Genomic DNA, 26058 nt, shown 5'->3' with positions numbered 1-26058 from the left:
ACGCGGTTTCGTCATGCTCATGCAATCCAGACTTGTCGCCCTCGCCGCATTTATCCTGTTGTCCTTGGGCGCCGCGCATGCCCAGCAGGGCGCGAAGAAGAACGCAGCACCTGCCCCGGCCGTACACCCCTCGCCCGCGTCGACACAAGCACAGGCTGACGGTGCGCCCGGGCAGCCCGGCTGGATCGTCCGCTGCACCAGCGCCAGCCGCGATGCGCCGCTCGAATGCGCGATGGAGCAGAACGCGGTGCTGACCAAGACCGGCCAGACCGTCGTCCTGATCAACATCCGCATCGCGCCCGACACCCGCACGCCGGTTGCGCTGCTGCAATTGCCGCTCGGCCTCAACCTTCCCGTCGGCGCCAAGCTTCAGGTCGATGAAGGCAAGACGTTCGACCTGCAGATCCAAACCTGCGAGAATCGCGGCTGCTACGCCTCGACGCCGGTCGCGGCGGACCTCCTCGCCGCCTTGCGGTCGGGCAAGCAGTTGAAGGTCTCGTTCCAGAACATGGCCAAGGAGACGATCGCGATCCCGATGCCGCTGGGCGATTTTGCGGCCGCCTACGACAAGATCAAGTAAGGGGCTTCTCCGTCACTGCCGCGCCATCTGCGCGTTGCCGACGGCTTCGCCGTCGAGCTTCTGGTCGTCATGCATGGTGACAGTGACGCGCAGCAGCTTTCCCCCGTACGCGAACGGCGCCGCGTAATGCGAGACCGGGCTGCCGCGGTCGCGGCCGATGTCGAGGCCTGACCACGAGATCAGCGTGTGGAAGCCGAGCTGGGTCTGCAGCGACCCCGCCGGCTCGCCGTCGATCAGCAGCGTGTACGCGCTGACGCCGGTGCGCGCGCCCTTCGCCGGCGGCTCCTTGCGCACCAGACGCTCGACATGCACGCCGAGCCGCCGCGCGCCTGACGGTACCTTGCGGTCCGACCGCACGATCTGGTGGCTGCCGCCGATGTTGAGATCGTGCACGAGATGGCCGTCGCTGACATAGAGGCTGTAGCCCGACGTCGCATCGCCGTGCGAGATCAGCACGCCGTCAGCGCCCTGCTCGTCGGTCTCGACATGCGCCTCGATCGTGTAGCTGCGGCTGCGCACATCGGGCGCGACGTCGGTCGGCACGTGGCCCATGCCGGCGTGAAAGACGAAGTGGTGGCGCGCACCGTGGAAACGCTTGGCATTCTCCGCAAAGCGCGGCCCGAAGCGATCGTCGAGCGGCAGCACGTTGTGCTTCTCGGCCTCGTCCCACCACATCGCGATCATCCGGCCGAGACGCTCCGGCTCGGTTGTCGCAAGGTCGTTGGTCTCGGAGAAATCCGCATCCAGATGGAACAGCTCCCATTTGTCGTTCTCGAACGGCGTGCCCGACGGATGAAAGGCGACCGCCTTCCACCCGGCGTGCCAGAGACCGCGATGGCCGAACATCTCGAAATATTGCGGCGAGCTCTTCGACGGCGCGGATGCATCCGCGATCGACCGCGCAAAGCTCTCGCCTTCGAGCGGCATCTGCCGGCAGCCCGCGATATCCGCGGGAGCGTCGATGCCGATCAGATCCAGCAGCGTCGGCGTGAGGTCGCAGGCGTGGACGAACTGGTGACGCAGCTCGCCTTTGGCCACAATCCTCTTCGGCCAGTTGATGACGAAGGGATCGCGGATGCCGCCGCCATGGGTGTTCTGCTTGTAACGGCGCAACGGCGTGTTGGACGCCATCGCCCAGCCATGCGGGAAGTTGCTATGGGTGTCGGGCCCGCCGATATCGTCGATGCGGGCGAGCTTTTCGGCGATCGGCTCCGGCTTGAAGTTGAACGGCCCCATCGCATTGACGAAGCCGAGCGGCCCGCCCTCCTGGCTCGCGCCATTGTCGGACATCACGATGATCACGGTGTTGTCGCGGATGCCGGCCGTGTCGAGGAATGCGACCAGCCGCGCCAGATGGCGGTCGGAATGGTCGAGCATGCCGGCGAAGGCCGCCTGCAGCCTGGTGAAGACGCGCCGCTCGTCGGCCGAATGCTCCTCCCAGGCCTTCACGCCGTCATTGCGCGCGGGCATCTTCGTAGCCGCGGGCACCAGGCCCATCGCCTTCTGGCGCGCGAGACGCTGCTCGCGCTCGACGTCCCAGCCATGGGCGAAGGCGGCGTCATAGCTCCTGATGATCTCGGCCGGCGCCTGATGCGGCGCGTGGCAGGCCCCGAGCGCGACCCAGGTCAGCCAGGGCACATCAGGCCGATCGGCGAGGTGATCGCCGATGAAGCGGATCGACTGGTCGATCAGGTCTTCGGTCAGATGATAGCCGTCGGCGTAGCTGCCCGGCGGATCGACATGCGTGTTGTCGGAGACGAGCTCCGGCGCGTACTGGTCAGTCTCGGCATCGAGGAAGCCGTAGAAGCGATCGAAGCCGCGCCCGAGCGGCCAGCCGTCGAACGGGCCGGTGGCCCCGCTCTCGGTCAGCGGCGTGACGTGCCATTTGCCGACCATGTAGTTGCGATAGCCGTGCCCGCGCAGCATCTCGGCCAGTGTCCCCGCCTCGCGCGCGATCTTACCGCGATAGCCGGGATAGCCGGAATCGAAATTGGCGAGGCACCCGACCCCGACCGAATGATGGTTGCGCCCGGTGAGCAGCGCGGCGCGCGTCGTCGAGCACATTGCGGTGGTGTGGAAACCGCTGTAGCGCAGGCCTTCCGCGGCGAGCCTGTCGATGGTCGGCGTTTTGATCACCGAACCGTAGCAGCCGAAATCGGAGAAGCCGACGTCGTCGAACAGCACGACGAGGATGTTCGGCGCGCCCGCGGGCGGCTTCACGGCGTCCGGCCACCAGGGTTTTGACTCCGCAACCGTCTTGCCGACGCTGCCGCGGAACGGCGTACCGCTGCCTGCGCTCATCTGATCCTCCCTGCTGGGCCGTATTTCGTTGTCTTGAGCCCCGTTGTCTGTGGCGCGCCCGCGGTTGACCCGCGGTTCGTATCGGCCTAAATTATAATCCGAATTATGATTATGATTTTTGGCGGATGCAAGCCCGGATGCGCCCACGGTCAGACCAGCATGAGCTTCCCGATTTTGACCTGCCGGGGGTGGCTCCGTCGCGGCAGAAGCGCAGCCGGGAAACGACGCTGGCTCTGCTGCACGCCGGCGCCGCGATGCTGAGGACGCGCAGCCTTGGAGAGCTCTCGATCGAGGCGCTGTGCACCGAAGTCGGAGCCACCGTCGGCGCCTTTTACAGCCGTTTCGAAAGCAAGGAGAGCTATTTCAACGCGCTGATGGCACTGGCCACACGCGACGCGGAGCAGCGGCTCGGCGACATCCGTCCGCCCTTCCCCGGCATGGGCCTCGACGAGCTCTGCCATGTCGTCGTCAGCGGCGTCATCGTCTGGATGCGCAGCCACAAGGGCGTGCTGCGCGCCGCACTTCAGCACGACGACACTCGTCCGGACCAATGGACGCCGTTCAAAGCCCTCGCCCGGGCGACCACCACGCGCGCGACCCCGCTCCTGCTGCCGGCCATGGGCAAGGGCCGCAAGGCGGCAAAGACCCGCGCCATCGCCTTCGGCTTCCAGATCGTGCTGGGCACGCTGGTGAACGCGATCCTCAACGATCCCGGACCGCTGTCGCTCTCGTCGAAGGAGATGGAGACGCGGCTCGCCGACTGCCTGTTGCTGCTGCTCCAGGCCGAATGCGGCCGCGCGGCCCCGAGATAGGACTTCTGTCAGCCGACGACGTCGCTCGCCTGCATGAGCGTCGTGAAGCCGCCATAGATCATGCGCTTGCCGTCGAACGGCATGCCCTCCATCTTCAGCCGCGGGTCCGCCATTACCTTCTTGTTGACGGCGTCGCGGGTCTCCCGGTCGCGGTAGACGATCCAGGAGAACACCACGACTTCGTCTTCTTTCGCCATCACCGCACGCGGGAACGAGGTCAGCTCGCCATAGGGGACGTCGTCACCGATGCATTCGACGTAATCGAGTGCACCGTGCTCCATCCAGAGCGCGCAGGTGGTCGCCGTCAGCGTCTTGTAAGCCTCGATCTTGTCCTTCGGCACGGCCAGAACGAAACCATCGACATAGGGCATCACGGATCTCCCAAGGGTTGTATGGCCCAAGGACGATGCAGAGCGCGGCGATCCGACGGCGAGATGCGATTTTCAGCTGAGGCAAACCGTCGCGAGCGGCGCGGCTATCCGAACGAAGCCTGGATCGTGGAGAATGCCCGGGACTGGCTGGGGAACCTGGATTCGAACCAAGACAAACAGAGTCAGAGTCTGTTGTGCTACCGTTACACCATTCCCCAACGGAATAGTCGAACAAATTCAAACACTTGCTGATTTGTTCGACTGTCACCGGAAGCGCGTTTGGCGCAAATCACGGCTCGGGCGTGGCAGGGTTCTACCCGCTCGTTTCCGGGCTGGCAAGCGCCGCGGTGGATGGATCGCCGCCTAAAGCATGACCCGGAAAAGTGCGCAGCGGTTTTCCGAAAAGATCACGCTTTAACCATTAACCTCGAGCGCGATGGCGATTCCATCCTCATCGCATCGCGCTTTAGTCCAGCTTGATGTTCGCGGCCTCGATCACCTTCTTCCAGCGCGCCGTCTCGGCGGCGATGTAGGCCGCGAACGGTTCGGAATCCACGGCGACCGCGGTGGCGCCGAGCTCGGCCAATTTCTGCACCGTCTCCGGCTGCTGCATGAAGGCACGGATCTCGGCTGAGAGCTTTTCGACGATCGGCTTCGGCGTCCCGGCAGGAACGAAGAAGCCGTGCCAGGCCACGGCCTCGAAGCCGGGCAGGAACTCGGCGACGGCCGGCGCCTGCGGATCAAAGTCTGCGCGCTTGGGCGTTGCGGTCGCGAGCAGCGCGAGCTGGCCGGTCTTCACCTGCGGCAGCAGCAGCGGCACGTTGTCGAACGCGAGATCGATCTGTCCGCTCAGCAGATCCGTCAGCATCTGGCTCGAGCCCTTGTAGGGCACGTGCACCATCTTAGTGCCGGTCATCTGCTGGAACAGCTCGCCGGCAAGATGCTGCGAGGTGCCGACACCGGCCGAGCCGAACGAGACCTTGTCCGGATTCGCCTTCAGATAGGAGATCAGCTCGGGCACGGTGCGCGCCTTGATCTTGTTGGGGTTAACGACGAGCACGTTGGGCACGACGCTAATCTGAGCGACCGGCATCAGGTCCTTGTCCGGCTGGTAGCTGAGCTTCGGCCCGTAGAGCGACGGGTTGATCGCAAGCGCGGACGTGCTGGCAACGCCGAGCGTGATGCCGTCAGGCGCGGATTTCGCGAGCCGCGTCACGCCGAGGATCGAGCCGGCACCGCCGACATTCTCGACCACGAAGGGCTTGCCGAACTTCACCTGCAAATGGTTGGAGACCATGCGCGCGAAAATGTCCGCTGTGCCGCCGGCGGCAAAGGGAACGATCACCGTCACCTGCTTGGACGGATAGGCATCCTGCGCCTTCGCCGGTGACGTCGCCAGCAGCATGACTGAGGCAAGAGCAGCCCACATCGATCTCATCAAAGTTTCCTCCGTTGTCCGTGTCGTTGATTGGCCGCCGCGCGGAGCGGCGGAAAGAGCTAGAACGCGGCCTCGTACATGCTCAGGATCGAGTCCCGGCCGAGGTCGCGCGGATTGTTGTCGAGCAGGCGGCGAATGGCGTGCGCCTCGTCGGCCATCACGCCGAGATCGTTTCTGGGCACGCCGAGCGCGGCGAGCCGCATCTCGATGCCGAGCTCCTTGCAGAACCCATAGGTCGCGTCGAATGCGAGCTTCGGATCGTTGCGTTCCTGCAAGCCCAGTGCGCCCAGCACCGCGACCGTCTTCGCCTCCACCGCCGGCATGTTGAAGGCGAGCGTGTGCGGGAAGATCACCGCACAGGCCAGCCCATGCGCCACGTGGTGACGCGTGCCGAGCGGATAGGCCACCGCATGACCGGCGGTCGTGTTCACCGGCCCGAGGCAATAGCCGCCATAGAGCGAGGCCAGCGACAGACCCGCGCGCGCCTCGCGATCACCGCCATCGGCCACCGCGCGCTTGAGATAGCGTCCGACCAGCCGCGCGCCCTCGAGCGCGTAGAGATCGATCGTCGGATGCGCCTTGCGGCTGGTATAGGCCTCGACGCAATGCGCCAGCGCATCGACGCCGGTCGCCGCGGTGACGTCCTTCGGCACGGTCATCGTCAGGTCCGGATCGACGATGGCGATGTCGGCCAGCATGAAGCGGCTCTGCACCGCCTGCTTGTTCTGGCTGACGGGATCGGTGACGAGCGCGCGCGTGCCAGCCTCGCTGCCGGTGCCCGACGTCGTCGGGATCTGCATCAGGGCCACGCTGCGGCCGGCCACCTTTTCCGGCCCGACGATGTCGGCGAAAGGCACGTCACTCGTGCACATCACCGCAACCAGCTTGGCGAGATCCATCGCGCTGCCGCCACCGAAACCGACGACGAGATCGGGCTTGACGTCCTTCGCCATTGCCACCGCCTTCTCGAGATTGGGCAGGTCCGGCTCGGGCTTGACGTCGCCGAACACCTTGACGGCGCCCGGCAGCGCCAACGTGTCGACGCGGCGTGCGTTGAACGGATCGGAGATCACCAGCGGCCGCTTGGCGCCGATCCGCGCGGCGAAGCGCGCCGCGGCGGTGATGGTGCCGTTGCCGAACTCCAGGATGGTGGGGCGCTGGATTTCGATGGGCGTGAAGGCGTTGGTCATCTTGCGTTCGATCTCATGATTTGGATGCGGAGGCGCCGGCGGACAGCCGTTCGGCATAGTCGATGGCCTCGATCAGGCTGTGCTCATTGGCGATGCCCTTGCCGGCGATGTCGAAGGCGGTGCCGTGATCGACGGATGTGCGGATGATCGGCAGCCCCAGCGTGATGTTGACGCCCGAGAGCTCCTGCCAGCGGCCGGTCGCGGGATCGACCTGGAAGCCGAGCAGCTTGACCGGGATATGGCCCTGGTCGTGATACATCGCGACCGCCGCATCGTACTGGCCGGCGCGCAGCTTGACGAAGATGGTGTCGCCGGGCACGGGGCCGACGACGTCGAGACCATCCGCAACCGCTTTCGCGATCGTCGGCGCGGAGACGTCGATATCCTGCCGGCCGAACAGGCCGCCCTCGCCGGCATGTGGATTGAGCGCGGCGATCGCGATCTTCGGCTTGGCGATGCCGAGCCGCAGCAAGGCATCATTGGTGAGGTCGATCACCATGCGCAGGCGCTCCGGCGTCAGACGCTTCGGCACGTCCTCCAGCGCCACATGGGTCGAGACGTGGCTGACACGCATGTTGCCGTGGGCGAGCAGCATCACCGAGCCGCGCACGCCGGTGAGATGCGCCAGCATCTCGGTATGACCGGGAAAATGATAGCCGGCCTTGTTGAGCGCTTCCTTGTTGAGCGGCGCGGTGACGATGGCCCCGGTCCGTCCCGCCTGCGTCAAACGCACGCCTTGCTCGATCGCCTTGTAGGCAAAGCGGCCGCCATCGGCGCTGAGCACGCCGGGCTTGATCGGGTCTCCCTCAGCATCCGCCTGCAGGTAGCAGAGGTTCGGCCACTCACGATCCTCCGCGGAGACTTGGGGGATCGCAACATTGGCCCCGAGAGCCGCCTTCGCACCATCGAGCGCCGCGCCGCTGCCGATGATCAGCAGGCGCAGATCGCCGGTCGCGATCCGGTCCTTCAGCCCGACGCAGGCCTTGACGATGATCTCCGGGCCGATCCCGGCCGGGTCGCCCATGGTGATGGCAAGATGACGAGAGGTCATGTCGGACTCTCCATTCTGAGTAGATGATTGTCCCGCAGCAGATCTCGCCACAGCTCGCTGGGACCGAATGCACCGGATTTCGAGATGATTTCGACGCCGGCCCAGCGGCCGCCCTGCAGGATCGAGCGCGGCAGTCCCGGAACAACTCGCCCTGTCACCTCGAGCGCATGCGCGCCGAGGGCGACGCATGCGGCTCTCAGGGTTTCTCCACCGGCAACGATCAGCGTGCCCGGCGGTTCGAGTGCCGCAGTCAGTGCTGCCATTTCGCGCGCGATCCGCTGCGCCGCCTCGACGCGCGACAGACCGTCGGCAAGCGAGAACTTGACCAGCGCCACGCCCTCGTCGGCCAGCTTGCGTCGCACGCCCGCGCCACCCTCGCCCTCCGTCACCGCGATGGTGGCTTCGCCACATGCCGCGAGTTGGGCTGCGGTGGCAGCCTGGTCGGAGCCGAACAGCCCCAGCACCGGCGACTTCAATTGGCTCGGCGCATCGGCACGATGGCTGCGGGCCAGCGCACCCGCCAGGCCGCCGCTGCCGCACCACAGCACGGGCCCCGGCATGCGGCGCGCCATGTCGACGACGCGATCGAGGTCGAGGTCGCTCTCGGCATCGAACACCTGAACGCCGCCTTGCGAGAGCGTGTCGGGTGTGCCCGGCCGTGCATCGATGCCGTCTTGCCTCAATTGATCCAGCAGATTGTCGCCGACCCGATGCCAATCGCCATGCACGGTGCGCGCGAAGTGCTGGCCGCCGACGGTGCGGCGCCCCTGATAGTCGAAGGCGGGCGCGACCACGCAGGAGGCCCAATGGCCAGTGCGCAGGCAGGCGCCAAGCTCGGCCGCCCACGCGCCCCGAAGAAGGCTGTCGACCTTCTTGTAGGCGATCGTCCCGCCCTGGAGGTACGGCGCCAGTCGGCCGACGATTCCGACGCTCTCCGCCTTCGACCGCTCACGGGTGCCGCTGTCGATTGCCAGGCTGCCGGAGCCCCGCGGCGCAAATGTTTCCGACCAGATAACGTCGAACGGCCCGCACAGGCCGACGAACTCCGCCGCGGTGTCGAGCGCGCCGGTGAGATCGTCGGCGAGCAGGCGGACGCTGGTCATCGCTGCACGCCTCCTGCGGCGAAAATCTTGCCCGGATTCATCAGGCCGTTCGGGTCGAGCAGCCGCTTGATGTCGCGCATCAGGTCGATGTCGTTGGGATCGGCGACGCGGGCGAGACGGCCACGATTGGTGATGCCGATGCCATGCTCGGCGCTGATCGCCCCGCCCTGCGCCGCGGTCTCGTCATCGACGATCTCGTTGATCTCGGCGACCAGCTTGGCCGTAGCATCCGGGTTCTGGCAATGCATCCGGTCGATCAGGGCCACGACGTGGATGTTGCCGTCGCCGATATGGCCGTGCATCACCACGTTCGCATGCGAGACGGCCGCCTTGATCCGGGCTTCGACATTGGTCACGAAGGCCGCCTGACGCTCCAGCGGAACCACGCTGTCATGCGACACGACATAGCCGCTACGCTTGTTGCCTTCGGACACACTGTGCCTGACGGCCCAGATCGCCTTGGCCTGCGCGAGATTGGACGCGAGGATCACGTCTTCAGCCAGACCGACCTCCATCGCGTCCGCCAGCACCGTGGCCAGCGGCTCGTCGAGATCGACGCCGGGAAGCGTGTCGGTCAGCTCGACGATCAGATACCATGGCGTCGTCAGCTCGAAGGGAATGGTGACATGCGGCACGGTCGCGGCAATCGCCTCGATCTGCGACCGCGACATGATCTCGAGGCTGCCGAGCCGGTCCCCGACCGTGCCGCGCAGGCGCTGCATGATCTCGAGCGCCTGCTCGACGCCCTGCAATTTCAACAGCGCCAGCGCCGTGCTGCGCGGCGGCGCGAACAGTTTCAACACCGCCGCGGTGACTATGCCGAGCGTGCCCTCCGCACCGATGAAGAGCTGCTTCAGCGCATAACCGGTGTTGTCCTTGCGCAAGGCGCGCAGCCCATTGAAGACGCGCCCGTCAGGCAGCACGACCTCCAGGCCGAGCACGAGATCGCGCGTTGGACCGTAGCGCAGCACGGCGGTGCCGCCCGCATTGGTCGAGATGTTGCCGCCGATCTGGCAGGAGCCCTCGGCGCCGAGGCTCAAGGGGAAATAGCGATCGACGTCCCGCGCCGCGTTCTGCACCTCCGCGAGAATGCAACCGGCCTCGACCGTGATGGTGTTGGCAAGCGGGCTGACGTCGCGCACGGCCCGCATCCGGTCGAGCCGGATCACGACATTGCCCGCGTGATCGTCGGGCGTCGCCGCCCCGCACATGCCGGTGTTGCCACCCTGCGGCACGATCGCGAGCCGCCTTGCTGCGCAGAACTTCACGATTGCGGCGACCTCGGCCGTCGAGCCGGGCTTCACCACGGCGACGGCCCGACCGTGATAGCGCCCGCGCCAGTCCACCACATAAGGCTCCTGGTCGGTCCCTGCCGCGATGACGTGCTTGTCGCCGACGATCGCGGCGAGCCCGGTCAACGCATCCTGGAATGCGCAGGACATGGCGCTAGACGTCCGCGGCGAACGCCGCCGCATTCGCGAGCAGCTCTTTCACCTGAGCTGGCGGCAAGGATTCCAGCGGCGGCCGCAGGCGCTGCCAACCGGCATGCCGGGTGCGATCGGCCACCAGCGCCTTCAGCGAGGCCATCTGCGGAAAGCGCGAGACCAGCTCGCGCGCCTTCACGATGCGCGCCTGCGCCGCCTTGAGGGGTGCGTCGTCGTCGCTGTCGCGAAAGTGCTTGTAGACATAGGCCAGGTCGCGCGCGACGAGGTTGGAGGTCGCGGTGATGCAGCCGGCGCCGCCCTTGCGCAGCAGCGGCAGGAGCAAGGGATCAGCCCCGACCAGAACCGAGAAGCCCGGGAAGCACTCGACCATGGCACTCATGTTGGCGAAGTCGCCCGAGGAATCCTTGATGCCGGTGAAGGTCGTCGGATAGGCGTTGCGCAGCCGCTCGATCAGAGCATGCGAGATCGGCTGCGCCGACATCTGCGGAATGTGATAGAGCACGATCTTCAACCCGGCATCGCCGATGCGCTGCACGACCTCGCTGTAGGAGGCAAAGATGCCGTCGTCGCTGACGCCCTTGTAATAGAACGGCGGCAGCATCACCACGGTCTCGACGCCGACCGAGAGCGCATGACGCGTCAGCGCGATGGTCTCGGTGAGCGCGGCGACGCCCGTTCCCGGAAGAAGCCGCTGCGGCGCGATGCCCGCGGCCATCGCCGCGTCGAGCAGTGCCATGCGCTCGGCCGCCGAGAAGGAGTTCGCCTCGCCGGTGGTGCCGAGCAGCGCAATGCCGTCGCAGCCCTCCTCCAGCAAATAGCGGCAATGCGCGACGAAGCGCGCATGATCGGGGGCAAGTTCGGCGTCGAGCGGCGTCAGCGCGGCGGAGAACACGCCATGAGGGTGCAGCGATGATGTCGACAAACTTCCTCCGATCGCCAAATCGATATTGTTCGGAATGCGAACATTTGTTATTGTGTTGACCTGTCGTAAAATCAGCCGGCCGCCACGTCAAGGGCGGTGCGTCATGGCGAGGCATTCGGGCATGACCAAGGTCGAGAAAAAGGCCACGAAGCGCAAAGCGGAATCGCTCCCGAAAAATCCAAAGAACTACGTTGCTTCCGTCGGCAAGGCCTTTGCCGTGCTCCAGAGCTTCAGCAGTGAGGCTTTCGAGCTGACCCTGAGTGAGATTGCCGCACGGGCCGATCTCGATCGCGGAACGGCGTTTCGCCTGATCCAGACCCTGGTCGAGCTCGGCTATCTCCAGGCTGTTCCACCGAGCCGGCGGTTCCGCCTCGGGATTGCGTGTCTCGACCTCGGCTACAACGTGCTCTCGCATGGATCGTTGCGGCCGATGGTCGAGCCGCTGCTGCGCGGCCTCGTGCCTGATGTTGGCGACGCGGCTTCCCTCGGCATCCTCGACGGCGGCGACGTCGTCTATCTCGCGCGCGTCGGCGCCGGCCTCGACCGCCACAAGATGGACCGCCGGCCCGGCACGCGCATTCCCGCCTACAGCGCCGCGCTCGGCCATGTCATGCTGGCGCATCTGGCGCGTGAGGAACAGATTGCGCGGCTGGAAGCGCGCCCACGCGTCAAGCTGTCAGAGCGGACGCTGACCGATCTCGATGCCCTGCTCGCCCGGCTCGACCAGGTGAAGAAAAAGGGCCACGCCGTCTCCGACGGCGAGAACGCCTACGGCTTGCGCACGCTGGCAACGCCGATCTTCGACGCGCAGGACCAGGTGATCGGAGGATTGAGCGTCACGGTCGATGCGATGCGCATGGACATGGCAGCCTTCCGCGATCAGGCGCTGCCGAAGTTGATGCAGCTGACGGCCCAGGTGCAGGATCTCGCGATCAAGTCGGGACTGACGAGCTGATCACGGGGCGGGGTAACTAGATCTCGATATGATCGAAATCGGCGGCGATCCCGGTATTCGGAAAGATCCTCGCCGCCTCGGCCAAGATCTCATCGTCCTCGTACCGTCCCGACATGTGGGTCAGCACGAGTCGGCCGACGTTGCTGGCGGCCGCAAAGGCGGCCGCTTCCGCCGCGGTCAGATGGCCGTAATCCCGCGCAGTCGCGGCGTCACGATCGAGGAAGGTCGCCTCGATCACCAGCAGATCGGCGTCAGCGACGTAGCCGGACAGCCCGTCGGTGGTCTCGGTGTCGCCGATCACCACGAGCTTCCTGCCGCCGCTCGGCGGGCCCAGAACCTCTTCCGGATCGATCGTTCGACCGTCGATCACAACCGGCCGTCCTGCAGCCAGTTCGCCGCGCATGGGACCATCCGGGACGCCGAGCGCCGCGAGGCGATCGGGCCGAAGGTGGCGACGCGATGGACTTTGGAACACGAAACCAAAACTGTCGGTGTCGCGGTGACGGACTGGAAAGCAGTCGATGGTGAAATCACCGGCGTCGAGAAATTGGCCCGCGGCCAAGCCTGCGAACTCCACTGGAAGCGGCGCCCTGCCCGCGCCCCAGATCCCGGCCAACATCTGGATGACGATCTCGAGCGTGGCTGGTCCACCATGAACCGTCATCACCTCGGCGCTCTGCCGCAAGCGGAGCGTCGAGAACAGGCCGGGGATGCCGAGCACATGATCCAGATGCGCATGCGTGAGCAGGATGCGGTCGAGCCGCCGGAAGCCGGCGCCACTGCGCAGCAGCTGGCGCTGCGTGCCCTCGCCGCAATCGACCAGCATGCGCTGACCGGCCGCCTCGACCAGCAAGGCCGGATGGTTGCGTTCCGCCGAGGGAACGCTTGCCGAAGTGCCAAGGAATGTCAGGGCAAACATGGTCGTCGCGTGCCAGCTGTGGACGGTCTCACCGCCCCCAATGCCACGCGAGCAGCAGCGCGTACAGACCCATCGACGCCGCATAGAGCGCGGCAAGCAGTGTGTAACCTGCGATCTGGCGACTGATAGCCGCCTTCGGCGCCACCCACCAGTCGAGCGCCCTGAAGGCGGCGGGCACCAGCCACCAGCCGAGCAACTGGGTGCTGACAAGATTCCCGACGAACAGCGACAGCCAGACCGGCACGCCGTGGCTGTCGATCAGCGGTGCGCTGATGAACGTGCCCCAGAGGTAGACCACGGGGTAGAGCACGAGAAGGACGATGAGGTTGCTCTTCCAGATGAAGCCCGGCCCTTGCTCCGGCGCCCGCTCCTTGCCGGCCGGGAACCAGAAATTGAAGCCGTAGCTCGCACGCTTGACGTTCAAGCCGGCGTTGAAGCGCTCGCCTTCCTTCAGCAGCGTCTGCCGCACGGGCGAGCCGAGCCATGCATCGAGGTTGGCATCAGAGTCGAACGACAGGATGACGATCCATTCCTCGTGCAGTCCCGGAATCGGCCGCTCGATCTTGTGGCGCAAAAATCCCTTGAACTCGGCCTCCGTGGCCTGGATGCGCTGCTGCCATTTGAGGAACGAATCTTCCAGCTCGGCCGGGACCCTGAAGGAGATCACCGCGGACACCGCGTTGTCGCGCTGAACGCCGGTATCGGGCAGGATGTGAACGTCCTCCGAGCCGACGAAATAGCGCTGCACCTCCGCAATCAGCTTCGCCCGCACCTCGCTCTGAAGCCAGGCGCGCGCCGCGGCAGGACTCGCAAAGCGCAGGATCGTCACCCAATCGACGTGGGCCGGCGGCCGCGGCGGCACCACCTCCTGCCCCAGGAATCCGGGCCAGGCCTTGAGCGCCTCGCCGACCTCGCCGTTCCACCGCGCAAACGCGGCGAAGCCGTCATCGGCGATACGGCGCTGGATGACGAGGGCAACCGGCTGACCGGCGGTGTCTGACGATGCGCTCATGAGCTTGCCGCCGCTCAGCTCTTCTTGTAGAGGCGCTTGCCCATCACCCAGGTTTCGTCGACGCAGCGGTCGTCGCCGACCATCATGACGGCGAACAGCATGCTCGCGGCCTCGTCCATCGTGCGCGGGCCGGCGCCGTCGGCAATCAGCGACTGGTGCCAGGCTTGCGCGACCTGCCCTCCGTTCGGATCGAGCGCGACGAAATCGGCCTCCTTGCCGGCCTCGAAATTACCGAGCTTGTCGTCGATGTAGAGGCCTTCGGCGCCGCCGAGCGTGATCGACCAGAAGCCGCGATAAGGCGAGAGCTTGTTGCGCTCGGCCTCGGCAAGATCCTTGCGCGTTGGATCGATGCTGCCGTCGAGCAGCGTGTTGTTGCACATACCGACCTTGTAGGCGTCGTCGAGCACGGAAATCATCGAGAAGCGGTTGCCGCCGCCGACGTCGGTGCCGAACGACATCTTCACGCGGTGCTCCGGATCCGTGGCGCGGCCGAGGCGGAACAGGCCGCTGCCGAGGAACAGGTTCGAGCAAGGGCAAAACACCACCGCGGCGCCCTTCTTCGACATGCGGCGAAATTCGTTGTTGGAGAGATAGACGCCGTGGCCGCCGGAGAATTTCGGCCCGACCAGGTCGAACTTCTCGTAGACGCCGAGATAGTCCTGGCAGTCCGGGTGCTCGACCAGCACGCCGCTGCACTCGGCCGGATTCTCGGAGATGTGGGTGTTGACCCAGCAATCGGGATGCTCGTGCTTGAGGCGCTGGCACGCCTTGAGCAATTCGGGCGAGGCGCCGAAGGCGAAGCGCGGCGTGATGGCGTAGAGGTTGCGGCCCTTGTTGTGATATTCCGCAATCAGCCGCTTGCTGTCGCGATAGAAATTCTCAGGCGTATCGATGAAGTCGGCCGGCGCGTTGCGATCGATGCCGGTGAGGCCTGCAATGACGCGCATGTTGCGGCGCGCCGCTTCCTCGAACAATTCCTCGGTCGAAACCGGCGAGGAGCTCGTGAAGGCCTGGCAGGTGGTGGTGCCGGACGCCAGCAGCGCGTCGAGGAAACGCTTCACGCCCTCGCGCGCATAGTTGCGATCGCGGTATTTGAGCTCTTCCGGATAGACCCATTTCTGCAGCCATGGCAGCAGCTGCTCGCCATAGGCCCCGAGCACGCGGGTCTGCGGCAGATGGATGTGACCGTCGATGAAGCCAGGGACGATGATGCGGTCCTTGATATGAGTGACCTGCACGCCCGGATGCGCAGCAGAGATTTTGCCATAAGGACCGAACGCCTTGATGACGCCGTCCGTGACGATCATCAGGCCGTCCTGGTGAAAGCGCGCGGCGGCCTGCTCGTTGCCGACGTGCTTCCAGGGATCATCGACGAAATCGAAGAACGTGCCGCGAATACCGACGCTGGTCATGAATGGGTTCCTCCCTTAGGTCTGTGTGGCGTGGCGCACTGACGGCAGCGAGATCGCAAGCAGCGCGCCCGCAATTGCGCAGAGGCCGAGATAGAGCCATCCGATCGGCGCCTGCGTGGCTTCAGGCAGCACCGCCGCGATCGCCATGGCGCCGCTGACGGCGAGATAGCAGAGCGCGCTGATCAGGCCGCCGATCAGGCCGTGGTCGCGTTCGAACAGGCCGAGCGCCATGCCGTACATCATCGGGCACAACACGCCGCAGCCGCCGAGCACCAGCGCGCCGCCGATCGTGATCGACACGAAGTCGAGACCGACCGTCATGCCTGTCGCGGTCAGCACGGCCGAGCCGGCAAGAAACAGCGCGAAGGCGCCGAAGCCGAGGACGCGCGCCGGCATGAAGCGCGCGAAATGCGCGCAGCCGAGCTCGCCGGCGAGATTGACGCCGCCGAGGCCGAGCGCGACGAGGCCGTAGATCGCCGCCGAGTAGCCGAGCCCGGTCTGGTAGAAGAAAGGCGCGACGACGCCTAAGGCCAGCTGCGCGCTGGCCGCTGCGGCAAAGACAAGGACGAAAGCCAGGAAGCCCGGACGCAGCAGCGCATCGCGCAGGATGCCGGCCGTGCGGCGCGGATCGAACGGTGCCCGCCGGTCAGCGGGCAGCGTCTCTGGGAGAAAGAATGCGACGATCCCGGCTACGATCGCCGCGGCGATGGCGATGATGACGAAGACGCCGCGCCATGAGGTCAGCTCGACGATGAAGCCGCCGGCCGCGGGCGCCAGCACAGGCGCAAGACCCCAGGCCGCGCCGAGCAGACCGGAGATCGCCGTGAGCTCACGGCCGCGAAAGCAGTCGGCCGCGACGGCATAGGCGACGACGAGGCAGGTGCAGCCGCCGATGCCTTGCAGGAAGCGCAAGCCAAGCAGCAGCGAGGCACTGGTGGCGAGCGCGCAGGCGATGCTCATCGCAACGAGTACCGACAGGCCCGCGAGCAGAACTTTGCGGCGACCGAGCGTGTCGGAGGCGATGCCGACCGGCACCAGCGCGAGAGACATGCCGAGCATGTAGGCGGTGACGGTGTTCTGCATCGAGGCCGCGTCGGTGGCGAGATCCACCACCATCTGCGGCAGGCCGGGCGTATAGGCATCGAGCGGGATCTGGCTGAACGGCACGACGCACAGCAGGATCGGCACGATCCCGCTCCCGGCGCGACCGGCGTCCGAAGCGAGTGCAGTCATGAATTACGCCCCCTCGATTCCCGCGGGCCCGTCTTTTCGTGCGCGCAATGAGAGGCGACGATGCGGGTTGCGGACATTGACGCGCGGAACGTGCCAGAACTGTGTGTAGAAACTCTTAGGAGCTGCCGGCTGAGCCCCGGCCGTCGGCCTCCAAAACAAAAAGTGCGAAAACAACCCCATGCACAGTACAAATCATTGAAGAATTTTGCGAGCGGACAGTTCGATGTCGGCGAGCGCGCAGATTTGACACGTCGGGCAAAACAGGCGCACGGTTACATCATCAGCCTAGGATCAATTCGCCGTTGAGACGCCCCATTAACCTGTCGGAAGGCATGAGCAACGGCGACCACCCCGCGCCCTATCCGCATCGGAAGGCGCTCGATTCGGATGACGGTGCCATGGCTGCGATACAACGGAGTGCGTGGTGCAAAAGGGATTGAACGCAGATGCCGGCGACTTGAGCTACGGCTCGATCAGGACATTGCTGAGCGCCCTGCACACGCGCAAGATATCTGCGTCGGAACTGCTCGAACACACGATCGCGCGCATCGAGGCGCTGGACGGACAGATCAACGCGATCATCGTTCGCGATTTCGATCGCGCGAGAGCGGCTGCGCGCGCCGCCGATGCCGCGCTTGCGGCGAGCGGCTGCCGCTGCTCGGCATCCCCGTGACCTTGAAGGAGCCGTTCAACGTCGCCGGCCTGCCGACGACATGGGGCTTCCCGCATTTCAGGGATTACAAGCCGGCGGAAGATGCTCTCATCGTCTCGCGGCTGAAGGCGGCGGGCGCGATCATCATCGGCAAGACCAACATCCCGATCGGCCTCAGGGATTTCCAGAGCTACAACGAGATCTACGGGACGACCAACAATCCGTGGGACCTCGGCCGCTCGCCCGGCGGCTCCTCGGGCGGATCGGGCGCGGCGCTCGCGGCGGGCTTCGGTCCGCTCTCGATCGGCTCGGATATCGGCGGCTCGATCCGGGTGCCTTCGCATTTTTGCGGCGTGTTCGGACACAAGCCGAGCCTCGGCCTCGTCCCATTGCGCGGATATAGTCTGCCGCCGGCGCCGCCCGTTCCCGGTCAAGGCGATCTCGCCGTCGTCGGGCCGATGGCGCGCACCGCCTCCGACCTCGCGCTGTCGCTCGACGTGATTGCCGGTCCCGATGAGACGCGTGACGGGGTTGGCTATCGGCTTGCACTGCCTCCCGCGCGCCACGATCAGCTCGAGGATTTCAGGATTCTCGTGGTCGATACCCATCCACTGATGCCGACGGGCAATGCGGTGCGTTCTGCCATCGGGCGATTGGCTGAGCGGCTCGAACGAACCGGCGCGCGCGTTGCTCGTTCAAGCGCGGCCCTGCCCGATCTCGCCGAGTCCGCGCGGCTCTACATGAGGCTGTTGAACGGAGCGAGAAGTCCGCGCCTGACGGCGGCCGCGCTCGCCGAAGCGCAAGCAGCTGCCGCGACACTTTCGCCAGACGACCGCAGCCTGCAGGCCGAGCGCGCCCGCGGCTGGGGCATGAGCCACCGCGACTGGCTCGCGGCCGACGCGGCGCGGTTACAGCTGCAACAGAAGTGGCATCAGTTCTTCCGCGAGTTCGACGCGGTAATCTATCCGGCCGCGGCCGTGCCGGCCTTTCCGCAAGACCAGTCCGAGCCGTTCGACGCGCGGCAGCTCGACATCGACGGCAAGTTCTACAACTACGCCGATGCCTGCTTCATCTGGGCCGACCCGGCTTCGACCTGCGGACTGCCTGCAACCGCCATCCCGATCGAGCGCGCGCCGTCGGGCCTGCCGATCGGCGTCCAGATCATCGGGCCGTATCTGGAGGACCGCACGACGATCGCGCTCGCCGGTCTGATCGAACGCGAATTCGGCGGGTTCGTGGCGCCGCCGGGGCTGGCTGCAAAGTAATCTGCGCGATGATCGAGGCCGGCAGCGTTGACAGCCGCGACCAAGTCGTGCGGTCGCGACATGTCACGACGCGCCATGGACATTCAGCTCCGCCGGACCCAAGGCTGATGACCTAACCTCACGATCATGTTGGGGTGACGTTCACTCAAGGCTTTCAGTTGGAGCAGACTCTTTCGTTCGCTTTCCCGTTCGAAGGTGAAGCTTCCGGGCTCGACACCATGCTCCCACCCCCAGCGGGTATGGCAAGCATCGCCGGTAAACAGCACCGGCCCCGTTGGGGTGCGGGCGAGATAGGAGAGGTGGCCGGCCGTATGTCCGGGGGTCAGGATCGCAAACAGTGAACCATCGCCAAAGACATCGATCACGCCTTCCAGTTTCCCATCGGGGTCCTTCGTGAACTGAAACTCCTGGATTGCGGGTCTACCTTCAAAGAAGCCATCCTCCATCCCCTGAACGACGACGTTTTCGAACTTCTTCTCCTCAGCCACACCAGGGCCTGTGTAGAACGGAACGTCTTTCGGAACGTTTCCAATCCGAACTCGCGACAGTCCTGACCGCGATCGATCCCGGTTGATTGATCAGGGCCTCCATGGCCGACGGACTGATCGGTTTGCCGAGGCCGGCTGCGGCAATCGCAAAGCGGGCCAAGGATTAAGAGGAAGGCTCGCCCAAACGCGCCGCTTGCCGCGAGTATTCTCGTCGAGACACGACCAGGACCTATCTGTTCCCCGACTGCGCCTCGACCGCCTGCACCGCGACATCAGCGACCTGTCGCAGCGCTTCACGATCGGCGCCAGAGGACGCCATTACGCCCATGCCGACCGACACCGCCGAAACATAGCGCGCGAGCGCCGCGGGATCGGCGCTGTCCTTGAGATCACCTTCGGCCTTGGCGCGGACGAAGCGAGCGCGCAGCTGGTCTTCGTTCTGGGCTCTCCGGGCGGCGAGCTCGAAGGGGACGTTCTCGGACCCGGTGCCGCAGGCGATGCCACCTTGCACGAGCAGGCAGCCGGGCGGATTGGCGGGATCGGTCTGCTTGTCGGCGATGCCCATCAGCATCCGCTCGGCGACGGCGCGCGCGGTGGGGGCCGCGACCACCTCGTCCATCCACGCGCCCCGCAATTTGCTGTAGCGATCGAGGGCGGCCTTGAGCAGGCCTTCCTTGTTGCCGAAGCAGGCATAGAGACTCGGGGGGTTGATGCCCATGGCCTCGGTGAGCTGGGCGATCGTGGCGCCCTCATAGCCATGGCGCCAAAACACTTCCATCGCCTGGTCCAACGCCGTTTCGGCGTCGAATTCGCGGGGGCGTCCCATGCGCATGTGCCAGTCTCCTCGGAATCAGCGGGCCTTATGAGTCTAACGCCAGTCCCTATCTATTTGTTCTGACTTTCTTTTTCTTATGTCTTCCAATCGTCGCGGTATCGGCGTACAATTTTCTTAGCGACTGATACATAAGTATCTTGCGCTGCGGTATCCAGCTCCACATCTGTAGTGAACACTACATATCTGGAGCGCGCAAATGCCCCCCTCCCAAGAAACATCTTCTGCCGGCCGTTTTCGCCGTCTTCTCGGCGGTGTCGCTATCGTCGGCGCCCTCGCCGCCGCCGGCTCGATTGCGACCGGCCACTACTTCCACGCCGCCCAAGCGACGGCAACGGCAGCCGCGGCCGAGCAAGCCGTCCCCGTTACGGTCGCACTGATCGAACCCAAGCAGACCGCGCTGTGGGACGATTTTTCCGGTCGGCTCGAGGCAATCCAGCGGGTCGAGCTGCGCCCGCGGGTCGCCGGTGCGATTTTGTCGGCGAATTTCACCGAGGGCGCGCTGGTGAAGGCCGGCGATGTCCTGTTCAAGATCGATCCGGCGCCCTACGCGGCCGAGGTCGACAAGGCCAACGCCCAGCTCGAGGCGGCGAAGGCGCGCGTGGTGTTCACCACCAGCGAGGTCGAGCGCGGCGCGCAGCTCGTCGGCAACGCCGTCGTGACGCGGCGCGATTTCGATCAGCGCGAGAACGCCAACCGCGAAGCGATCGCCAACGTGAAGGCGGCCGAGGCAACGCTGCAGACCGCAAAGCTCAATCTCGACTACACCGAGGTGCGCGCGCCCGTGGACGGCCGCGTCGGCAAGATCGAGGTCACCGTCGGCAACCTCGTCGCTGCGGGCACCGCCTCCCCGGTGCTGACCTCGCTGGTCTCGGTCAATCCGATCTACGCCTCGTTCGATGCGGATGAAGAGATCGTGTTGCGCGCGCTGAATTCGATTGCGGACAGCTCCGGCCAGCGCGGCAAGCTCGACCAGATCCCGGTGGAGATGACGACCTCCGGCGGTCTGGCGGCGAAAGGCCATATCCAGCTCATCGACAACCAGGTCAACGGCCAGAGCGGCACGATCCGTGTCCGCGCGGTGTTCCAGAACGACGACGGGCGTCTCATCCCCGGCCAGTTCGCCCGCGTGCGCATGGGCCAGCCGAAGCAGCAGACGCTGGTGATGATCGACGAGCGCGCGATCGGCACCGACCAGGACAAGAAGTTCGTGATGGCGGTCGGCGACGACAGCCGCGCGGTGTACCGGCCGATCACGCTCGGTGGCGCCGTCAACGGATTGCGCGTCGTCACCGAGGGCCTGAAGCCCGGTGATCGCATCGTCGTCAACGGCCTGCAGCGCGTGCGGCCTGGTGCGCTGCTCAAGACCGAGGTGGCGGCGATGGGTGCGCGGGGGCAGCAAGCTTCCAATCACAGCAACCAGGACGTGGTGCAACGCTGACGTCATTCCGGGGCGCACGCAAACGCGAACTACGGTGCGCAATTGCGCACCCGAGAATCTAGAAATTACAAAGCTCCGATCGCCTCACCTCTGGATTCCGGGTCGCGCGTGCTACGCGCCCCGGAATGGCGGGGGAGTTGCCGGAGAACCGCACGATATTGCCCAGGGGCAAGGCCATGAATCTCTCAAAATTCTTCATCGATCGTCCGATCTTCGCCGGGGTTCTGTCGGTCGTGATCTTCCTTGCCGGCCTGATTTCGCTGTTCGCGATGCCGATCTCGGAATATCCCGATGTCGTGCCGCCCTCCGTCGTGGTGCGCGCGACCTATCCCGGCGCCAACCCCAAGGTGATCGCGGAAACGGTGGCGACGCCGATCGAGGAGCAGATCAACGGCGTCGAGAACATGCTGTACATGTCGAGCCAGGCGACCACCGACGGCGCGATGACGCTGACGGTGACGTTCCGCCTCGGTACCGACCCCGACAAGGCGACGCAGCTGGTGCAGAACCGCGTGCAGCAGGCCGAACCGCGCCTGCCGGCAGTGGTGCGCCAGCTCGGCATCATCACCAAGAAGTCGTCGCCCGACCTCACCATGGTCGTGCATCTCTTGTCGCCCAACGGCCGCTACGACATGACGTATTTGCGCAACTACGCCGTGCTCAATGTCAAGGACCGGCTCGCCCGGATCGACGGCGTCGGCGACGTCCAGCTCTATGGCGCCGGCGACTATTCGATGCGGGTCTGGGTCGATCCGCAAAAGGCCGCCGAGCACGGGCTGACCGCGAGCGATATCGTGAGGGCGATCCAGGCGCAGAACGTCGAGGCCGCCGCCGGCGTGGTCGGCTCCTCCCCGAACGTGAAGGGCATCGATCTCCAGCTCTCCGTCAACGCGGAAGGCCGGCTCGCCAACGAGGACCAGTTCGGGGACATCGTGGTCAAGACCGGCACACGCGGCGAAGTCGTACGGCTGCGAGATGTCGCGCGCATCGAGCTCGGGGCCTCCGAATACGGGCTGCGCTCGCTGCTCGACAACAAGCAGGCAGTGGCGATCCCGATCTTCCAGGCGCCCGGCTCCAACGCGCTGCAGATCTCCGACAACGTCCGCGCCACCATGGCCGAGATCAAGAAGAACATGCCCGAGGGCGTGTCCTACCAGATCGTCTACGACCCCACGCAGTTCGTGCGCTCGTCGATCGAAGCGGTGATCCACACGCTGCTGGAAGCGATCGCGCTGGTGGTGCTGGTCGTGATCCTGTTCCTGCAGACCTGGCGCGCCTCGATCATCCCGCTGCTGGCTGTGCCGGTGTCGATCGTTGGCACATTTGCCGTGATGCATGTGTTCGGCTTCTCCATCAACGCGCTCAGCCTGTTCGGCCTCGTGCTCGCGATCGGCATCGTCGTCGACGACGCCATCGTCGTGGTCGAGAATGTCGAGCGCAACATCGAGGCCGGGCTTTCGCCGCGCGATGCCACCTATCAGGCGATGCGCGAGGTCTCGGGGCCGATCATCGCCATCGCCATGGTGCTGATCGCGGTGTTCGTGCCGCTCGCCTTCATCTCCGGCCTCACCGGGCAGTTCTACAAGCAGTTCGCGCTGACGATCGCGATCTCGACCGTGATCTCCGCCGTTAATTCGCTGACGCTATCGCCAGCGCTGTCGGCGCTGCTACTCAAGGGCCACAACGAGCCGAAGGACCGGCTGACGTTGATCATGGAGAAGGGCCTCGGCTGGTTCTTCCGCGGCTTCAACAAGGCCTTCACACGCTCCTCGGAGAATTACAGCGGCACCGTCACCAAGGTGATCTCCGGCAAAGCCGCCGTGATGGGCCTCTATGTCCTGCTGGTCGGACTGACAGCTCTGTTGTTCCAGCAGGTGCCGAGCGGCTTCGTGCCCGGCCAGGACAAGCAATATCTCGTCGGCTTCGCCCGCCTGCCCGACGGCGCGACTCTCGACCGCAGCGAAGAGGTGATCCGCAAAATGAGCGACATCGCGCTGACCCAGCCCGGTGTCGAGAGCTCGGTGGCCTTCCCCGGCCTGTCGATCTCCGGCTTCACCAACTCGTCTAACGCCGGCATCGTGTTCTCGACGCTCAAACCGTTCGACGAGCGCAAGGATGCGGCCCTGAGCGGCAATGCCATCGCGGCCGAGCTGAACAAGAAATATGCCGGCATCCAGGAAGCCTTCATCGCCATGTTCCCGCCGCCGCCGGTCAACGGCCTCGGCACCATCGGCGGCTTCAAGCTGCAGATCGAGGACCGCGCCGGCCTCGGCTACGACGCGCTGAACGAAGCGACCAAGGCGTTCATGACGGCGATGCAGAAGGCGCCGGAGATCGCCGGCGTGTTCTCGAGCTTCCAGGTCAACGTGCCCCAGCTGTTCGCCGACATCGACCGCACCAAGGCACTACAGCTCGGCGTGCCCGTGACGGAGGTCTTCAACACGCTGCAGATCTACCTCGGCTCCTATTACGTCAACGACTTCAACAAATTCGGCCGCACCTATTCCGTCCGCGTGCAGGCTGACGCGCCGTTCCGCGCGCGTGCCGACGACATCAGGCAGTTGAAGGTGCGCTCGTCCTCGGGCGACATGGTGCCGTTGTCGGCCCTGCTCAAGATCCGCCAGAGCGCGGGGCCGGAGCGCGCGATCCGCTACAACGGATTCCTGTCGTCCGACATCAACGCGGCGGCTGCGCCCGGCTTCTCCTCGGGGCAGGCGCAGGAAGCCGCGACGCGGATCGCGGCGGAAGTGCTTCCGCAGGGCTTTGCCTTCGAATGGACCGACCTGACCTATCAGGAGTTCATCGCCGGCAATTCCGGCCTCTGGGTGTTTCCGCTGGCGATCCTCCTGGTGTTCCTGGTGCTGGCCGCGCTCTATGAGAGCCTGACGCTGCCGCTCTCGATCATCATGATCGTGCCGATGGGGCTTCTGGCTGCCATGTTCGGCGTGTGGATCTCCAAGGGCGACAACAACGTCTTCACCCAGATCGGCTTGATCGTGCTCGTGGGCCTCTCGGCCAAGAACGCGATCCTGATCGTCGAATTCGCGCGCGAGCTCGAATTCGCCGGGCGGACGCCGATCCGGGCCGCGATCGAGGCGAGCCGCTTGCGGCTTCGCCCGATCCTGATGACGTCGATGGCCTTCATCATGGGCGTGCTGCCCTTGGTGCTCTCGACCGGCGCCGGCTCGGAGATGCGGCGGGCCATGGGCGTTGCCGTGTTCTCCGGCATGATCGGCGTCACCGTGTTCGGCCTGTTCCTGACCCCGGTGTTCTATGTGCTGCTGCGGACCATCACCGGCAACAAGCCGCTGGTGCATCACGGCAGCGACATCAGCGCCGCGCCGGTTCAGACGGCGGGTCACTAAACCAGGGAAACTCCCGATATCAGCAACAGAACGAGCACAGTCTTGCGAAAGACCGTCTCGTTGACGCGATGGAAGGCGATCACGCCGAGCGCCGAGCCGGCAAACAGCGCCGGCAGACTGATGGCGAGATCGACGAAGACCTTTGACGACAGGTCCTGGTGCCCGACCAGCAGCGCGATGGCAAAGACCTGCATCGCCGCAATGAACGGCTGCACCAGGCCGCGTTGCTCGCTCTTGGGCATGCCGCGCATGTCGCACCATATCGTCGGGATCGCACCGGGCATCGCCGTGAGGCCACCGACCAGCCCTCCCCCGAAGCCGATCAGCGCGACCCAGTGCCGACCGACGGCCTCACCGGCCGTCACCAGCGTCGGCCGCAGCAGCATGTAGGCGGCATAGAGCGAAACGATGATGCCGAATCCGCGCCTGAGCAGATGCGTGTCCGTAGACTGCAGCAGCGACACTGCGATGGGAACGCCAATCAATCCGCCGACGATCAGCATCAGGCTGCCCTCCCAGCGGATGTTGCGCCGGAGCGCCCACAGATTGGTCGCCTGCACTCCGATGCTGCACGCCATCATCAGCGGCACGGCTTCGAGCGGCTGAAACACCCGCAGCAGGATCGCGCCGGCGACCGCCGAAAACGCGAAGCCGGAGAGTCCCGAAACGAAGGCCCCCGCGAATACGGCAACGCTCAGCAGAATCAGAGTCGTGATATCAGGCACGGACCGTCCTCCGGTCAGTCGGTTGGAATCTGCGAAGCCTCGGCATCCAGGCCCTCGGAGCAGACGGCCGTCTCGTGCGGAAACGGCGTTTGCATCGCGTGGGCGTGGGACCGCTCCAGGATTGCGAGACCGATCAGTTGAAGAGCGACGAGCGCCGCGGTCAGAACGACCGCGACGATGTTGAAATTACGCGCGCTCGAGGGCCGGCTGGCCGGCGGGGCGCCCGCGCGCATCAGATCCGTGGGCATTTCCTGAAATATCCTCTTTCCTGCTGACCGAAATGACGTCGTTCAAGAGCAATGGTTGGCCCGGCTGAGCCAGCAAATGGTGATAGCGCTGCAACGCGCGCCGCGCGTCGATCTTGCGCTGCTCGTGAAATACAGCACCGACGCGAGCTAAGATGTCTCGGAACTTGTCGGCCATAACAAGTGACGTCCTTCGCATGACGATCTCCTCTCAACCTGCGCGAGAGAATGACGGGATTCACTCCAGCCTGCTGTGAGTTGCTTCACAGAAGCATCTGATGGGTCGAACAAGAACTCGTGT

At 65.4% G+C, this 26058-nt stretch carries 21 protein-coding genes, 1 tRNA gene and 1 pseudogene; 6 read left to right on the top strand and 17 right to left on the bottom strand.

Translation table 11 applies throughout. The annotated features are described in order from the left end of the window. Positions 1 to 13 precede the first annotated feature (13 nt). Positions 14 to 580 carry an invasion associated locus B family protein gene (locus XH83_RS13990; RefSeq protein ID WP_194407549.1) on the top strand — a complete coding sequence of 189 codons (567 nt, stop codon included), beginning with the start codon at positions 14 to 16 and terminating at the stop codon, positions 578 to 580. A gap of 12 nt (positions 581 to 592) precedes the next feature. Here XH83_RS13990 and XH83_RS13985 read toward each other — a convergent pair whose 3' ends face one another. Beyond that, on the bottom strand, positions 593 to 2881 hold the full coding sequence (locus XH83_RS13985) for an arylsulfatase (RefSeq protein ID WP_194407548.1): 2289 nt from the start codon (positions 2879 to 2881) through the stop codon (positions 593 to 595). A 137-nt stretch (positions 2882 to 3018) separates the two neighbouring features. Between XH83_RS13985 and XH83_RS13980 the strand changes: the two genes are divergently transcribed. Then, entirely contained in the window at positions 3019 to 3693 is a 675-nt protein-coding gene (locus XH83_RS13980) for a TetR/AcrR family transcriptional regulator (RefSeq protein WP_246776465.1), read from the top strand. A gap of 8 nt (positions 3694 to 3701) precedes the next feature. On the opposite strand, the gene XH83_RS13975 is transcribed toward XH83_RS13980, so the two are convergent. From XH83_RS13975 to XH83_RS13940, 8 genes are all read right to left on the bottom strand, one after another. After that, complete coding sequence (locus XH83_RS13975) at positions 3702 to 4064, bottom strand: DUF1428 domain-containing protein (protein ID WP_194407546.1); 363 nt, start codon at positions 4062 to 4064, stop codon at positions 3702 to 3704. A 144-nt stretch (positions 4065 to 4208) separates the two neighbouring features. After that, positions 4209 to 4282: transfer RNA gene (locus XH83_RS13970), tRNA-Gln, on the bottom strand. A 248-nt stretch (positions 4283 to 4530) separates the two neighbouring features. After that, positions 4531 to 5502: a tripartite tricarboxylate transporter substrate binding protein gene (locus XH83_RS13965; protein WP_194407545.1), complete on the bottom strand. Its 972-nt coding sequence runs from the start codon at positions 5500 to 5502 to the stop codon at positions 4531 to 4533. Positions 5503 to 5561: 59 nt separating this feature from the next. Continuing rightward, a complete protein-coding gene (locus XH83_RS13960) occupies positions 5562 to 6692 on the bottom strand; it encodes an iron-containing alcohol dehydrogenase (protein WP_246776464.1) in 1131 nt (376 codons plus the stop codon). Positions 6693 to 6705: 13 nt separating this feature from the next. Next, positions 6706 to 7743 (bottom strand): 4-hydroxythreonine-4-phosphate dehydrogenase PdxA, encoded by a 1038-nt coding sequence (pdxA, locus tag XH83_RS13955; protein ID WP_194407543.1) that lies wholly within the window; start codon positions 7741 to 7743, stop codon positions 6706 to 6708. Next, complete coding sequence (locus XH83_RS13950) at positions 7740 to 8846, bottom strand: four-carbon acid sugar kinase family protein (RefSeq protein WP_194407542.1); 1107 nt, start codon at positions 8844 to 8846, stop codon at positions 7740 to 7742. The genes pdxA and XH83_RS13950 overlap by 4 nt, the downstream gene beginning before the upstream one ends. After that, positions 8843 to 10288: an FAD-binding oxidoreductase gene (locus tag XH83_RS13945; RefSeq protein WP_194407541.1), complete on the bottom strand. Its 1446-nt coding sequence runs from the start codon at positions 10286 to 10288 to the stop codon at positions 8843 to 8845. The genes XH83_RS13950 and XH83_RS13945 overlap by 4 nt, the downstream gene beginning before the upstream one ends. Before the next feature lie 4 nt (positions 10289 to 10292). Beyond that, positions 10293 to 11213 (bottom strand): dihydrodipicolinate synthase family protein, encoded by a 921-nt coding sequence (locus XH83_RS13940; RefSeq protein ID WP_194407540.1) that lies wholly within the window; start codon positions 11211 to 11213, stop codon positions 10293 to 10295. A 103-nt stretch (positions 11214 to 11316) separates the two neighbouring features. Between XH83_RS13940 and XH83_RS13935 the strand changes: the two genes are divergently transcribed. After that, positions 11317 to 12168 carry an IclR family transcriptional regulator gene (locus XH83_RS13935; RefSeq protein ID WP_246776463.1) on the top strand — a complete coding sequence of 284 codons (852 nt, stop codon included), beginning with the start codon at positions 11317 to 11319 and terminating at the stop codon, positions 12166 to 12168. Between the two features lie 16 nt (positions 12169 to 12184). Here the strand turns inward: XH83_RS13935 and rnz are convergent, their stop codons facing one another. From rnz to XH83_RS13915, 4 genes are read right to left on the bottom strand one after another with little or no spacing between them, the layout of a single operon-like run. Next, positions 12185 to 13087 carry a ribonuclease Z gene (rnz, locus tag XH83_RS13930; RefSeq protein ID WP_194407539.1) on the bottom strand — a complete coding sequence of 301 codons (903 nt, stop codon included), beginning with the start codon at positions 13085 to 13087 and terminating at the stop codon, positions 12185 to 12187. Between the two features lie 28 nt (positions 13088 to 13115). Beyond that, positions 13116 to 14099, bottom strand: a complete 984-nt coding sequence (locus XH83_RS13925; RefSeq protein ID WP_194407538.1) for an antibiotic biosynthesis monooxygenase — start codon at positions 14097 to 14099, stop codon at positions 13116 to 13118. Between the two features lie 14 nt (positions 14100 to 14113). Beyond that, positions 14114 to 15511, bottom strand: a complete 1398-nt coding sequence (gene guaD / locus XH83_RS13920) for a guanine deaminase (protein WP_194407537.1) — start codon at positions 15509 to 15511, stop codon at positions 14114 to 14116. Positions 15512 to 15526: 15 nt separating this feature from the next. After that, positions 15527 to 16744, bottom strand: coding sequence for a multidrug effflux MFS transporter (locus XH83_RS13915; RefSeq protein WP_194407536.1), 1218 nt, complete (start codon positions 16742 to 16744; stop codon positions 15527 to 15529). Positions 16745 to 17180: 436 nt separating this feature from the next. On the opposite strand from XH83_RS13915, the pseudogene XH83_RS13910 reads away from it, so the two are divergent. After that, positions 17181 to 18661, top strand: a pseudogene (locus tag XH83_RS13910) (amidase). 83 nt (positions 18662 to 18744) lie between these two features. Here XH83_RS13910 and XH83_RS13905 read toward each other — a convergent pair. Together XH83_RS13905 and XH83_RS13900 are read right to left on the bottom strand one after the other, a co-directional pair. Continuing rightward, positions 18745 to 19149 carry an MBL fold metallo-hydrolase gene (locus XH83_RS13905; protein ID WP_194407535.1) on the bottom strand — a complete coding sequence of 135 codons (405 nt, stop codon included), beginning with the start codon at positions 19147 to 19149 and terminating at the stop codon, positions 18745 to 18747. Between the two features lie 229 nt (positions 19150 to 19378). Next, on the bottom strand, positions 19379 to 19981 hold the full coding sequence (locus XH83_RS13900; protein ID WP_194407534.1) for a TetR/AcrR family transcriptional regulator: 603 nt from the start codon (positions 19979 to 19981) through the stop codon (positions 19379 to 19381). A gap of 199 nt (positions 19982 to 20180) precedes the next feature. On the opposite strand from XH83_RS13900, the gene XH83_RS13895 reads away from it, so the two are divergent. Continuing rightward, entirely contained in the window at positions 20181 to 21422 is a 1242-nt protein-coding gene (locus XH83_RS13895; protein WP_194407533.1) for an efflux RND transporter periplasmic adaptor subunit, read from the top strand. Between the two features lie 176 nt (positions 21423 to 21598). Beyond that, positions 21599 to 24787 carry an efflux RND transporter permease subunit gene (locus tag XH83_RS13890; RefSeq protein WP_194407532.1) on the top strand — a complete coding sequence of 1063 codons (3189 nt, stop codon included), beginning with the start codon at positions 21599 to 21601 and terminating at the stop codon, positions 24785 to 24787. On the opposite strand, the gene XH83_RS13885 is transcribed toward XH83_RS13890, so the two are convergent. Then, entirely contained in the window at positions 24784 to 25512 is a 729-nt protein-coding gene (locus XH83_RS13885; RefSeq protein ID WP_194407531.1) for a sulfite exporter TauE/SafE family protein, read from the bottom strand. The two genes, XH83_RS13890 and XH83_RS13885, sit on opposite strands and share 4 nt — an antisense overlap. A gap of 14 nt (positions 25513 to 25526) precedes the next feature. Then, a complete protein-coding gene (locus tag XH83_RS13880) occupies positions 25527 to 25760 on the bottom strand; it encodes a hypothetical protein (protein WP_194407530.1) in 234 nt (77 codons plus the stop codon). Between the last annotated feature and the right edge of the window lie 298 nt (positions 25761 to 26058).

Source organism: Bradyrhizobium sp. CCBAU 53351 (assembly GCF_015291745.1).
In the GTDB taxonomy this organism is placed as follows: domain Bacteria; phylum Pseudomonadota; class Alphaproteobacteria; order Rhizobiales; family Xanthobacteraceae; genus Bradyrhizobium.
Note: the sequence above shows the minus strand (reverse complement) of the source record. Positions and strands in the feature narration are given on the sequence as shown.